General features: G+C 71.3%; 11 protein-coding genes. 4 read left to right on the top strand and 7 right to left on the bottom strand.

The window, feature by feature from the left end:
- Positions 1–48: 48 nt before the first annotated feature.
- Positions 49–1,074 (bottom strand): glycosyltransferase family 2 protein, encoded by a 1,026-nt coding sequence (locus tag OG357_RS24010; RefSeq protein WP_329623115.1) that lies wholly within the window; start codon positions 1,072–1,074, stop codon positions 49–51.
- A gap of 125 nt (positions 1,075–1,199) precedes the next feature.
- On the opposite strand from OG357_RS24010, the gene OG357_RS24005 reads away from it, so the two are divergent.
- Entirely contained in the window at positions 1,200–2,690 is a 1,491-nt protein-coding gene (locus OG357_RS24005) for an LCP family protein (RefSeq protein WP_443066721.1), read from the top strand.
- A gap of 28 nt (positions 2,691–2,718) precedes the next feature.
- Here the strand turns inward: OG357_RS24005 and OG357_RS24000 are convergent, their stop codons facing one another.
- Positions 2,719–3,252, bottom strand: coding sequence for an acyl-CoA thioesterase (locus tag OG357_RS24000; protein ID WP_267043951.1), 534 nt, complete (start codon positions 3,250–3,252; stop codon positions 2,719–2,721).
- Between the two features lie 130 nt (positions 3,253–3,382).
- Between OG357_RS24000 and OG357_RS23995 the strand changes: the two genes are divergently transcribed.
- The gene (locus tag OG357_RS23995; RefSeq protein ID WP_329623114.1) at positions 3,383–4,687 is read left to right on the top strand and encodes an LCP family protein; all 1,305 of its coding nucleotides are present in this window, start codon (positions 3,383–3,385) and stop codon (positions 4,685–4,687) included.
- Between the two features lie 58 nt (positions 4,688–4,745).
- Here the strand turns inward: OG357_RS23995 and OG357_RS23990 are convergent, their stop codons facing one another.
- On the bottom strand, positions 4,746–5,918 hold the full coding sequence (locus OG357_RS23990) for an acyl-CoA dehydrogenase family protein (protein ID WP_329623113.1): 1,173 nt from the start codon (positions 5,916–5,918) through the stop codon (positions 4,746–4,748).
- Positions 5,919–6,043: 125 nt separating this feature from the next.
- Between OG357_RS23990 and OG357_RS23985 the strand changes: the two genes are divergently transcribed.
- Entirely contained in the window at positions 6,044–7,375 is a 1,332-nt protein-coding gene (locus OG357_RS23985; RefSeq protein WP_329623112.1) for a UDP-glucose dehydrogenase family protein, read from the top strand.
- A 75-nt stretch (positions 7,376–7,450) separates the two neighbouring features.
- On the opposite strand, the gene OG357_RS23980 is transcribed toward OG357_RS23985, so the two are convergent.
- The 4 genes from OG357_RS23980 to OG357_RS23965 all read right to left on the bottom strand — a co-directional run bounded on the left by OG357_RS23980 (position 7,451) and on the right by OG357_RS23965 (position 11,390).
- A complete protein-coding gene (locus OG357_RS23980) occupies positions 7,451–8,371 on the bottom strand; it encodes a membrane dipeptidase (protein ID WP_329623111.1) in 921 nt (306 codons plus the stop codon).
- A 123-nt stretch (positions 8,372–8,494) separates the two neighbouring features.
- Positions 8,495–9,721, bottom strand: coding sequence for a dipeptidase (locus OG357_RS23975; RefSeq protein WP_329623110.1), 1,227 nt, complete (start codon positions 9,719–9,721; stop codon positions 8,495–8,497).
- The gene (gene purE / locus OG357_RS23970) at positions 9,718–10,215 is read right to left on the bottom strand and encodes a 5-(carboxyamino)imidazole ribonucleotide mutase (protein WP_329625679.1); all 498 of its coding nucleotides are present in this window, start codon (positions 10,213–10,215) and stop codon (positions 9,718–9,720) included. Before purE ends, OG357_RS23975 begins: the two co-directional genes overlap by 4 nt.
- Positions 10,216–10,250: 35 nt before the next feature.
- Positions 10,251–11,390: a 5-(carboxyamino)imidazole ribonucleotide synthase gene (locus OG357_RS23965; protein ID WP_329623109.1), complete on the bottom strand. Its 1,140-nt coding sequence runs from the start codon at positions 11,388–11,390 to the stop codon at positions 10,251–10,253.
- Between the two features lie 188 nt (positions 11,391–11,578).
- Here OG357_RS23965 and OG357_RS23960 point away from each other — a divergent pair, with 188 nt between their 5' ends.
- Positions 11,579–12,094, top strand: coding sequence for a GtrA family protein (locus OG357_RS23960; protein WP_329623108.1), 516 nt, complete (start codon positions 11,579–11,581; stop codon positions 12,092–12,094).
- Positions 12,095–12,100: the final 6 nt, after the last annotated feature.

The raw sequence follows: 12,100 nt of genomic DNA, 5'->3' as shown, positions 1-12,100 counted from the left end.
GGCCCCTGGAGGGACCCGGCCGTCAGTCGTGTGTGCGATCCGATTCGGTCAGACCGACTCGGACTCGCCCGCCTTCACCGCCGGGCGGCGGCTCGCGATGACCTTCCGGGCCAGCGAGCGCGGGCTCGTCAGGAAGCCGTACCCCCACGACATGTGCATCGTCGCGAGCGCCACCGGGATCTGCAGGCGGGCCTTCAGCGGCAGGCCCTTGCCCGCCGGGACCGAGCCCGCCGCGATGGCGGCGAGGTAGCCCGCCGGGATCACGAAGCCGAGCGGGGTGAGCGTCGCGCCCACCACGAGGCCCGCGGCGATGGCGCAGACGGCGGTCGGCGGCGCCAGGTAGCGGAGGTTGATGGAGCCCTGGTGGTAGCGGGCCACCACGTGGCGCCAGCGGCCGTAGTTCTTGTACTGGGTCGCGAGGGCCTTCACGGAGGGCCGCGGGCGGTACTGGACGCGCAGCTCCGGCGAGAACCAGATGAGGCCGCCGGCCTCGCGGATGCGGAAGTTCAGCTCCCAGTCCTGGGCGCGGATGAACTCCACGTTGTACCCGCCCTGCTGCTCCAGGGCCTCGCGCCGGAAGACGCCCAGGTACACGGTCTCCGCCGGGCCGGCCTCGCCGCCCGTGTGGAAGGCCGCGTTGCCCACGCCGATCTTCGAGGTCATCGCGGCGGCGACCGCGTCCTCCCAGGCGTTCTCGCCCTCGGCGTGCATGACACCGCCGACGTTCTGCGCGCCGGTCTCCTCCAGGAGCCGGACGGCGGTGGCGATGTAGTTCGGCGAGAGCATGCCGTGGCCGTCGACGCGCACCACGATCGGGTGACGGGAGGCCTTGATCGCGGCATTGAGCGCGGCGGGGGTGCGGCCCGTGGGGTTCGGCACGGTCTGGACGCGGGGGTCTTCGCGTACGAGCTCGGCGGCGATCTCGTCCGTACGGTCCGTGGACGGGCCGAGGGCGATCACCACCTCCATCTCGCCGTCGTACTCCTGCTCCAGGATGTGACGAACCGAGGTGCGCAGATACCGCTCCTCGTTGAGGACCGGCATGATCACGGAGACGGGGGGCGTGGCGTTCATTGCCCGCCACGTTACCGCGAACGGGGGACACCGGTGCGCGCCGCATGGGTGGTGCACCCTTGCGCTGATCGTATGGGCCTACCGTGCTCACGGTTCCCCTTGTCCCACCGCGGAGGTGTCCGTCCGTGCCCACGCCGCCCCCCGCGCCCCGTCGCCGGCCCGTCCACCGGCCGCCCGTACCGGTCCGTCGGCGGCGACCGCGGCGCCCCCGGTGGGGGATGCGGATGGCGACCGCGCTGTCCGTGGTGGTCCTCGCGGCGGGCGGGATCGGGCACGCGGTGGTGACCGGCCTCGACACCGGGATCACCCGGGTCGACCCGTTCAAGGACATGAAGAACCGGCCGCAGGCCGGGCACGGGATGAACGTCCTCGTCGTCGGCACCGACGGGCGGGACCGGATCACCCCGGAGGAGAAGGAGAAGTACCGGCTCGGCGGCGCGCCCTGCCACTGCACCGACACCGTGATGCTCGTGCACATCTCGGAGGACCGGGAGCGGGCGAGCGTCGTCAGCCTGCCCCGGGACTCGTACGCCGAGATGCCCGAGCACACCGATCTGACCAGCGGCAAGAAGCACCAGTCCCATCCCGTGAAGCTGAACGCCGCCTACGCGGAGGGCGGGCCCGGGCTGACCGTCCGGACCGTCGAGTCGATGACCGGCGTCAAGATCGACCACTACCTGGAGGTCGACTTCACCAGCTTCATGCGGACCGTGGACGCGATCGGCGGGGTGCAGATCTGTACGACCAGGGCCGTCAAGGACTCCTACACGGGACTTGATCTCCCGGCCGGCACCCATGAGCTCGACGGCGGGCAGGCCCTCCAGTACGTCCGGTCCCGGCACATCGACGGGGCCGCCGACATCGGGCGCATGCAGCGGCAGCAGAAGTTCCTGGCGGCGCTGATCGACCGGGCGACGAGCGGCGGGGTGCTGCTGAACCCGGTGCGGTTCCGTGAGATGGCCACGACGATGCTGAGCTCGGTCCGGGCGGACGAGGACTTCGGTACGGATCAGCTGCTGGCGCTCGCCAAGGCGATGCGGGGCTTCACGCCGGCGTCGTCGGAGTTCGTGTCCGTGCCGATCGGCGACATGAGCTTCCCGGTCAAGGGAATCGGGTCGACGGTGAAGTGGGACGCGGCGAAGGCGCAGAAGCTGTTCCAGGCGCTGCGGGAGGACCGGCCGCTGGCGCCGGCGACCGCCGCGCAGAAGGCGGCTTCCTCCGGGAAGGGCGCCGCCCCGAAGTCGGTCGTCGTGGACGTGCCGCCGCGCACGATCCGGGTGCAGGTCTACAACGGGACCCGGACGGACGGGCTCGGCCGGAAGGTGGACGACGCGCTGCGCGGCACGGGCTTCGACACGACCCGGACGCCGATGACCGGGGCCGGGCAGGAGCGGGCGCGGACGCTCGTGGAGTACGACCCGCGCTGGGACCGCTCGGCGAAGACCCTCGCGGCGGCGCTGCCGGGGGCGGAGCTGCGGGCGGTGGCGGGGCGGGGCGGGACGCTGCGGGTGACGGTGGGCGCGGACTACCGGGGGGTCACGGGGGTCCGGGCGGAGGATGCGGGGCGGGGTGGGCCGTTCGAGGCGGTGACCGGGGACCAGGTGGTGTGCCCGTAGGCGGGTACGGGCACGGACCTGGGCCGGGTCAGTCCTCGTAGCCCTCGGCGGCCCGGCGCTCGCGGAGCTCCTTGATGGCCTGGCGGCGGGCCAGCCGGTGGGTGCGGCGGATCTGGGCCTCCTGGTGGCGGCGCTTGTCCTGCTCCGTCTCCGGGACGACCTGCGGGACGCGCCGCGGCTTGCCGTCCGCGTCGACGGCGGCGAAGACCAGATAGGCCGAGCCGACCTGGGTGGCGGGCGTGGACTCGTTCCAGCGCTCGGCCATGACCCGTACGCCGACCTCCATGGAGGACCGGCCGGTCCAGTTGACCTGGGCCTTCACATGGAGCAGGTCCCCGACCCGCACCGGCTCCAGGAAGACCATCTCGTCCATCGAGGCGGTGACCGCCGGGCCGCCCGAGTGCCGGCCCGCGACGGCGCCCGCCGCGTCGTCCACCAGCTTCATGATCACGCCGCCGTGCACCGTACCGAGGAGGTTGGTGTCGTGGCTGGTCATGATGTGGCTGAGAGTGGTGCGGGAGGCCGAGGTGGGCTTGCCGGGGATATCGCCCTGATCTGTCATGCCCTCCACCTTATGCGGGGTCCCGGTGCCGTCCCCGTGGGGTCCGCTTTGCATCAGCTTGGCAACAGGGCCGGTCCGATATTCCACCCGGCCTGTCCAGGGGATTCCCCCGCCCGGCACACTGGTCCGCATGAATGACTGGCCCCATGACGGCGGACACGGCCGTGGCAACGCGAACTCCCAGCCCGAGGGACCTCGCCGGATGAGCCATGTGCAGCGTCCGCAGGTCCCGCAGCAGCCCCCCTACGGTCAGCAGCAGCAGCCGTACGGGCAGCAGCCCCGTGACGGCGGCCAGGGCTACAACCCGAACTACACGCAGGCCCAGGGCTCGGGCTACGACTCCGGTTACAACACCGGCCAGGTCTACGGCGGCCCGCAGCAGGGCGGCGGCGCCCAGGGCGGCGGCGGAGGACCCGTACCCCCGCAGTACGCGCCGAGGCCCGGTGGCGGTCCCGCCCCGGACTGGCGCAAGCGCGCCAAGATCGGCTCGATCGTGCTGGTCGTCGGCGTCCTCGCCTGGGGCATCGGCACGTACGCCTGGGCGAGCTCCCAGATGCGCAACGAGGTCGACCTCTCCAAGGTCATCGAGCGGCCGTCGGAGGGCGACTGCACGACGTACCTGATCGTCGGCTCGGACAGCCGTGAGGGCATGTCCGCCGAGGAGAAGAAGAAGCTGCACACCGGCTCCGCCGCGGGCAAGCGGACCGACTCGATGATGATCCTCGCGGCCTGCTCCAGCGGGAACACGATGGTCTCGCTCCCCCGCGACTCGTGGGTGACGATCCCCTCCTTCGTCGGCTCCGAGTCGGGCAAGCAGTTCGCGGCCCGGGGCGGTTCCAAACTGAACGCGGCGTACGCGATGGACGGGCCCGAGCTGCTCGTGCGGACCGTCGAGTTCAACACCGGCCTGCGCATCGACCACTACGCGGAGATCGGCTTCGCCGGCTTCGCGAACATCGTGGACGCGCTCGGCGGTGTGGACCTCACCATCGAGAAGGGCTTCAAGGACAAGAAGTCCGGGGCCGACTTCCAGGCCGGCGAGCAGACCCTCAACGGCGAGCAGGCCCTGGCGTTCGTCCGGACCCGGTACGCCTTCGCCGAGTCGGACCTCGCACGGACGAAGAACCAGCAGAAGTTCCTCTCCGCCCTGGCCAACGAGGCGGCGACGCCGGGCACGATCCTCAACCCGTTCGCGCTGTACCCGACGCTGGGCGCCGGTCTGGACACGCTGATCGTGGACAAGGACATGTCGCTGTACGACCTCGGGAAGATGTTCTTCGCGATGAAGGGCATCAGCGGCGGCGACGGCAAGTCCATGAACATGCCGATCGCGGGCAGCGCGCCGCAGGGTTCCCTCAAGTGGGACATGCCGAAGGTGAAGCAGCTGGTCGAGCAGATCCGGAACGACGAGAAGGTCACCGTCGAGTCGAAGTGACCCTCTGATGTACGAGAAGGGCGCCCTCCCCGGCCGGGGGGGCGCCCTTTCGCCTGTCCTACGGGAGGTTGCGGGCCATGACGATGCGCTGGACCTGGTTGGTGCCTTCGTAGATCTGGGTGATCTTGGCGTCGCGCATCATGCGCTCGACGGGGTAGTCGCGGGTGTAGCCGTAGCCGCCGAGGAGCTGGACGGCGTCGATGGTGACCTCCATGGCGACGTCGGAGGCGAAGCACTTGGCCGCGGCGCCGAAGAAGGTGAGGTCTTCCTTGTCGCCGCCGGCGGAGACGCGCTCGCTCTTGGCGGCGGCGGCGTAGGTGAGCTGGCGGGCGGCTTCGAGCTTCATGGCCATGTCGGCGAGCATGAACTGGATGCCCTGGAAGTCGGCGATGGGCTTGCCGAACTGCTTGCGTTCCTTGACGTAGCCCTTGGCGTAGTCGAGGGCGCCCTGGGCGATGCCGATGGCCTGGGCGGCGATGGTGACGCGGGTGTGGTCGAGGGTCTTCATCGCGGTGGCGAAGCCGGTGCCCTCGTCGCCGATCATCCGGTCCGCGGGGATGCGGACGTTGTCGAGGTAGACCTCGCGGGTCGGGGAGCCCTTGATGCCGAGCTTCTTCTCCGGGGCTCCGAAGGACACGCCCTCGTCGGACTTCTCCACGACGAAGGCGCTGATGCCCTTGGAGCGCTTGTCCGGGTCGGTGACGGCCATCACCGTGTAGTACTCCGACTCGCCGGCGTTGGTGATCCACCGCTTCACGCCGTTGAGGATCCAGAAGTCGCCGTCGCGGACCGCGCGGGTCTTCATCCCGGCCGCGTCCGAGCCCGCGTCGGGCTCCGAGAGGGCGTAGGAGAACATTGCGTCGCCCTTGGCCAGCGGGCCCAGGTACTTCGCCTTCAGCTCCTCCGAACCGGACAGGATCACCGGCAGCGAGCCCAGCTTGTTCACCGCCGGGATCAGCGACGAGGAGCCGCACACCCGCGCGACCTCCTCGATCACGATCACCGTCGCCAGCGCGTCCGCGCCCGCGCCGCCGTACGCCTCGGGGACGTGCACGGCGTGCAGGTCGCTGGCGACCAGCGCGTCCAGCGCCTCCTGCGGGAACCGGCCCTCCTCGTCCACCGCGGCCGCGAACGGCGCGATCTTCGCCTCCGCCAGCGCACGCACCGACTCCCGGAGCATGTCGTGCTCCTCGGAGGGCCGATACAGGTCGAAATCAGTCGAACCCGCCACGTTCACTCACTCCCACGCTTGCTAACTACCGTTAAGTAACCCAAAGGGTAGGGCGTGGCCCGGCGCCGGGCCAGGGCACGACTATGCTCGGGCAGGCATTCCGCCCGACGTCACTGGAGTACCGCATGGCCCTCAAGATCACTGTGATCGGCACCGGCTACCTCGGCGCCACCCATGCCGCGGCCATGGCGGAACTGGGATTCGAGGTGCTCGGCCTGGACGTGGTCCCCGAGAAGATCGAGCTGCTGTCCTCCGGGCGCGTCCCGATGTACGAGCCGGGGCTCGAGGACCTCCTCGCGAAGCACGTGGCCGGTATCGAGGGGTCGAGCGGCCGGCTGCGGTTCACCACCTCCTGGGAGGAGGTCGGCGCCTTCGGCGACGTGCACTTCGTCTGCGTGAACACCCCGCAGAAGCACGGCGAGTACGCCTGCGACATGAGCTACGTCGACGCCGCCTTCACCTCCCTCGCCGCGGTCGTCCGCGAAGGGGCCCTGGTCGTCGGCAAGTCGACCGTGCCGGTCGGCTCGGCGGAGCGGCTCGCGGGCCTGCTGCCCGAGGGCGTCGACCTCGCCTGGAACCCGGAGTTCCTGCGGGAGGGCTTCGCCGTGCAGGACACCCTGCGCCCGGACCGGATCGTGGTCGGCGTGCAGGACGCCGGCGGGCGGGCCGAGAAGACGCTGCGCGAGGTGTACGCGGTGCCGACCGGCCAGGGTTCGCCGTTCGTGGTGACCGACTTCCCGACGGCCGAGCTCGTGAAGACGGCCGCGAACTCCTTCCTCGCCACCAAGATCTCCTTCATCAACGCGATGGCGGAGGTGTGCGAGGCCGCGGGCGGCGACGTCGTGAAGCTGGCGGAGGCCATCGGCCACGACGACCGGATCGGGGCCAAGTTCCTGCGGGCCGGGGTCGGCTTCGGCGGCGGCTGCCTGCCCAAGGACATCCGGGCCTTCATGGCCCGCGCGGGCGAGCTGGGCGTCGACCAGGCGCTGACCTTCCTGCGCGAGATCGACTCGATCAACATGCGGCGGCGCGGCCAGATGGTGGAGATGGCGCGGGAGGTCCTCGGCGGGAGCTCCTTCCTGGGCGCCCGGGTGGCCGTGCTCGGCGCGACCTTCAAGCCGGACTCGGACGACGTCCGCGACTCCCCCGCGCTGAACGTGGCAGGTCAGATACACCTCCAGGGCGGCCAGGTCACCGTCTACGACCCGAAGGGCATGGAGAACGCGCGCCGCCTCTTCCCGACCCTGGGGTACGCCGACACGGCCCTGGACGCGGTGCGCGGGGCGGACGTGGTGCTGCACCTGACCGAGTGGCGGGAGTTCCGCGAGCTCGACCCGGCGGAGCTCGCCGCTGTCGTCTCGTCGCCGGTGATCCTCGACGGCCGCAACGCGCTGGACTCGGAGCGCTGGCGGGCGGCGGGCTGGACGTACCGGGCGATGGGCCGCCCGCGCGCCTGAGACGACGCAAGGAGAGGGGGAGGGGCGCCGGTCGGCGCCCCTCCCCCTCTTGTGCGGTCGGGCCGCTTCGTACCGTCAGGCCGCGGCCGGGCGGATCCGGTTCGTCCGCGCCAGGAACTCCGTCTCGCGCAGCGCCCGGGTGACGTTGGCGTGGGCGAGGCCGACCAGGTCCTGGGCGGGCCAGCCCCGGCGCAGGAGCTCCGCGAAGAGCGGGACGTAGCCGCGGGCCGGGGCGGTGGTGTGCGAGACGCCCGTGGAGCGCGGGCCCGCCTCCGTACGCACCCGGTCGAGGAGGTCGGCGTCGGCGGCCGGGTCGTCCGTGACCGTGACCATGCAGACGGCGCCGTTCTCGCCGAGGAGCCGCAGCACGTCGTCCGGCAGGCCCTCCGGGGCCGCCCTGGTCAGCAGGGCCGGGGCCCGGGTGACCGCGAGGGCGCGGCGGACCGTGTCCTGGTCGGCGCCGGAGAGGTCCACGGCCAGACCGAGGCGGTTCATCTCCCGTACGGCCTCGCGGGCGAAGCGGTCGAAACGGGTGAGGTTCACGGCCCGGACGCCCAGGGCGTGGTAGGCCCGCAGGGTGGCCGCGGAGCCGCCGAGCGCGGGCCAGCTGACCGGGCCGAGCAGGGCGGCGACCCGGCCGCAGTTCCCGGCGTGGGCCATCTCGGACGTGGTGTACACGAGCCGCAGGTCCTCGGGACAGGCGGCGACGAGGGCGCGGATCGCGTCGATCCGCCGCAGCGTGCCGATGACGCCCTCGTCGGCCTCCACGTGCAGGGACCAGAACTGCGCTCCGGCCTCCGCCGCGCGGACGGGCGGGAGGTCCTCCGGGTCGAGGGACCGGGGCAGCTCGGTGTGGCCCTCGGCGACGGGCTGGGCGGCCAGGATGGCGCGGGCCCGGGCCGTTTCGTCGAGCGGCGGTGGTGGATCGGGGGGATCGAGCGCGCCGACGGCGGCGGGGGCGGCAGAGAAGGGGGAATGGTCGTCGAGATCTGCCATGGTGCTACTCCGAACTCGGTGATGCAGTACTGCCCCGCCCAAAGCGGCGGGGCAGTACCGTCCACCGTGCCACCGGCCCCGGGGCGGGGCGCGGCGGAGTGGACCGTCCGGGTGACGACCCGGTTACGCGGTGTCGCCGTCGAGGGAGTCGATCGTCGCGTTCGACGGGGACGTGCGGGAGCGGAGGTCCTGGGAGACCGTTTCCGCGTCGCGGAGGACGCGGACCGCGTTGGACCAGGTCAGCTTGGTGAGGTCCGGGTGCGACCAGCCGCGGTGCAGGAGCTCCGCGATCAGGTTCGGGTAGCCCGCGACGTCGTCGAGTCCGGCCGGGGTGAAGGCCGTGCCGTCGTAGTCGCCGCCGATGCCGATGTGGTCGATGCCGGCGGCCTCGCGCATGTGGTCGAGGTGGTCGGCGACCGTGGCGACGGTGGCGATCGGGCGCGGGTTCTCCGCCTCGAAGGCGCGGTGCAGCTTCATCGCCGCGGCGGTGGTGTCGAGGTGGTCGAAGCCGTGCGACCGGAGGTTGTCGTCCGCCCGCGCGGTCCACTCGACGGCCGCGGGGAGGATGAACTTCGGCACGAAGGTGGCCATCGCGACGCCGCCGTTGGCGGGCAGCCGCTCCAGGACGTCGTCCGGGATGTTCCTCGGGTGGTCGCAGACCGCCCGGGCCGAGGAGTGCGAGAAGATCACCGGCGCGGTCGAGGTGTCGAGCGCGTCCCGCATGGTGGTGGCGGCGACGTGCGAGAGGTCGACGAGCATGCCGGAGCGGTTCATCTCGCGGACGACCTGCCGGCCGAAGGCGGAGAGCCCGCCGACGCCCGGCGCGTCGGTCGCCGAGTCCGCCCAGTCGTTGTTGTCGTTGTGCGTGAGCGTCATGTAGCGGACGCCCAGGGCGTGCAACGCGCGCAGGGTCGCGAGGGAGTTGTTGATCGAGTGGCCGCCCTCGGCGCCCTTGAGCGAGGCGATACGGCCCTCCTTGCGGGCCGCCTCCATGCCGTCCGCCGTCAGGGCCGGGGCGAGGTCGCCCGCGTACCGCTCCAGGAGCTGGTCGACGATGTCGATCTGCTCCAGGGTCGCGCTGACCGCGTCGTCCCCGGCCAGCCGGCAGGGCACGTAGACCGACCAGAACTGGGCGCCGACGCCGCCGGCCCGCATCCTGGCGAGGTCGGTGTGGAGCGCGCCGGTCTGGTCCGCGCCGATGTCCATGCGGTCCAGGTCGTAGCGGACGTGCTCGCGCAGTGCCCACGGGAGGTCGTTGTGGCCGTCGACGACGGGGTGGCCCGCGAGCAGTTCGCGGGCCTCGGCGAGGCGGGAGGCCGCGCCGCCTGAGGCCCTGTCCCCCGCGCTCACTTGCCGAAGCCGAACGAGTCCGCGCCCTCGACCTTGGCCCGCAGGCGCTTGCCCTTCTCCGTGGCCTGGTCGTTGAGCTCCTGGAGGAACTCGTTCATCCGGGTGAGGAGTTCGGGGTCGTGCGCGGCGAGCATGCGGGCCGCGAGCAGGCCCGCGTTGCGCGCGCCGGCGACGGAGACCGTCGCGACGGGGACGCCGGCCGGCATCTGCACGATGGAGAGCAGCGAGTCCATGCCGTCGAGGTACTTCAGCGGCACCGGCACGCCGATGACCGGGAGCGGGGTGACGGAGGCGAGCATGCCGGGCAGGTGGGCGGCGCCGCCCGCGCCCGCGATGATCGCCTTGAGCCCGCGGCCCGCGGCCTCCTCGCCGTACGCGATCATCTCGCGCGGCATCCGGTGCGCGGAGAGGACGTTGACCTCGTACGCGATCTCGAACTCGTCCAGGGCCTGGGCGGCGGCCTCCATGACGGACCAGTCGGAGTCGGATCCCATGGCGATGCCGACGACGGGGGCGGTGCTGATGCTGCTCACTCGGTGATCGTTCCTCGCAGATAGCCGGCGGCGTGACGGGCGCGCTCCAGCACCTCGTCCAGGTCGTCGCCGTAGGTGTTGACGTGTCCCACCTTGCGGCCGGGCTTCACGTCCTTGCCGTACATGTGGATCTTGAGCTGCGGGTCCCTGGCCATGCAGTGCAGGTACGCGGAGTACATGTCCGGGTAGTCGCCGCCCAGGACATTGCACATCACGGTCCAGCGGGCGCGCGGCCGCGGATCGCCGAGAGGGAGGTCGAGAACCGCCCGGACGTGGTTGGCGAACTGCGAGGTGATCGCGCCGTCCTGGGTCCAGTGACCGGAGTTGTGCGGGCGCATCGCCAGTTCGTTGACGAGGATGCGGCCGTCCGTGGTCTGGAAGAGCTCGACGGCGAGGTGGCCGACGACCCCCAGCTCCTTGGCGATGCGGAGGGCGAGCTCCTGGGCCTGGCCCGCGAGCTCGTCGTCGAGGTCCGGCGCCGGGGCGATCACGGTGTCGCAGACGCCGTCGACCTGGCGGGACTCGACGACCGGGTAGGCCACGGCCTGGCCGTGCGGGGAGCGGACGATGTTCGCCGCGAGCTCGCGTACGAAGTCGACCTTCTCCTCGGCGAGCACCGGGACGCCCGCGAGGAACGGGTCGCGGGCCTCCGCCTCCGTACGCACGAACCAGACGCCCTTGCCGTCGTAGCCGCCGCGCACGGTCTTGAGGATGATCGGGAAGCCCCCGACCTCGGCCGCGAAGGCCACCGCGTCCGCCGCGTCCGCGACGATGCGGTGGCGCGGGCTGGGCGCGCCGATCTCGTCGAGCCTGGCGCGCATCACCCCCTTGTCCTGGGCGTGCACCAACGCGTCGGGCCCCGGGCGGACGGGGATGCCGTCCGCCTCCAGGGCCCGCAGGTGCTCCGTGGGGACGTGCTCGTGATCGAAGGTGATCACGTCACATCCGCGCGCGAAGTCACGCAGCGTGTCCAGGTCGCGATAGTCGCCGATGACGACGTCGCTGACCACCTGGGCCGCCGAGTCCTGCGGGGTGTCACTGAGGAGCTTGAACTTGATGCCGAGGGGGATGCCCGCCTCGTGGGTCATACGGGCGAGCTGTCCGCCACCGACCATGCCGACTACCGGGAACGTCACTCTCTTAGGGTATCCGCACCACCGGGGAACACTCGTCCGCCTGTGGTTTGTCACAAGGACAGCGCAGGTGGGACCCGGCTTTCCCCGTGGTTTACGAGGTACCCGGGCGGGTGACAGGGGGGCTGGTTAGCATGGTTGGGTTGACGTCGCCCGGACGTCACCCGGACGGACGGGACAGAGCCATCACCATGAGTGAACCCGGCGCGCTGCGCATGCGACTCAACGGGCTCTTCCGTGAGGTCGCCAAGTTCGGGGCAGTGGGGGCTGTCGGTGTCCTGGTCGACCTCGGGGTGTTCAACCTCGTACGCCACTTCACGGATCTCCCGGTCGTGCGCGCGAGCATCATCGCCACCCTGGTCGCGATCGCCTTCAACTACGTGGGGTTCCGTTACTTCACGTACCGCGACCGGGACAAGAGCAGCCGCACCAAGGAGATGTCGCTCTTCCTCGTCTTCAGCCTGATCGGTCTGGTGATCCAGAACGGTCTGCTGTTCGCGGCGACGTACGGCTTCGGCTGGGACGGCCCGCTGGCGAGCAACTTCTTCAAGTTCTTCGGCATCGGCGTCGCGACCCTGTTCCGCTTCTGGTCGTACCGCACCTGGGTGTTCCGCGCGCTGCCCGCGAAGGAAGCCGTGCAGGCCGCCGAATCGTTCCTTGAGCAGCCCCCGCGCCAGGCGGCCCGCCGCCAGCCCGACCGCGTCTGACCTGCT

Source organism: Streptomyces sp. NBC_01255, assembly GCF_036226445.1.
In the GTDB taxonomy this organism is placed as follows: domain Bacteria; phylum Actinomycetota; class Actinomycetes; order Streptomycetales; family Streptomycetaceae; genus Streptomyces.
This window is presented reverse-complemented; position numbering and strand designations above follow the sequence as displayed.

What these genes read in the sequence shown, in the direction of transcription:
- OG357_RS24010 (WP_329623115.1), bottom strand. Translation starts at nt 1,074, where the DNA reads ATGAACGCCACGCCCCCCGTCTCCGTGATCATGCCGGTCCTCAACGAG.
- OG357_RS24000 (WP_267043951.1), bottom strand. Translation starts at nt 3,252, where the DNA reads ATGACAGATCAGGGCGATATCCCCGGCAAGCCCACCTCGGCCTCCCGC.
- OG357_RS23995 (WP_329623114.1), top strand. Translation starts at nt 3,383, where the DNA reads ATGAATGACTGGCCCCATGACGGCGGACACGGCCGTGGCAACGCGAAC.
- OG357_RS23985 (WP_329623112.1), top strand. Translation starts at nt 6,044, where the DNA reads ATGGCCCTCAAGATCACTGTGATCGGCACCGGCTACCTCGGCGCCACC.
- OG357_RS23980 (WP_329623111.1), bottom strand. Translation starts at nt 8,371, where the DNA reads ATGGCAGATCTCGACGACCATTCCCCCTTCTCTGCCGCCCCCGCCGCC.
- purE (WP_329625679.1), bottom strand. Translation starts at nt 10,215, where the DNA reads ATGGGATCCGACTCCGACTGGTCCGTCATGGAGGCCGCCGCCCAGGCC.
- OG357_RS23960 (WP_329623108.1), top strand. Translation starts at nt 11,579, where the DNA reads ATGAGTGAACCCGGCGCGCTGCGCATGCGACTCAACGGGCTCTTCCGT.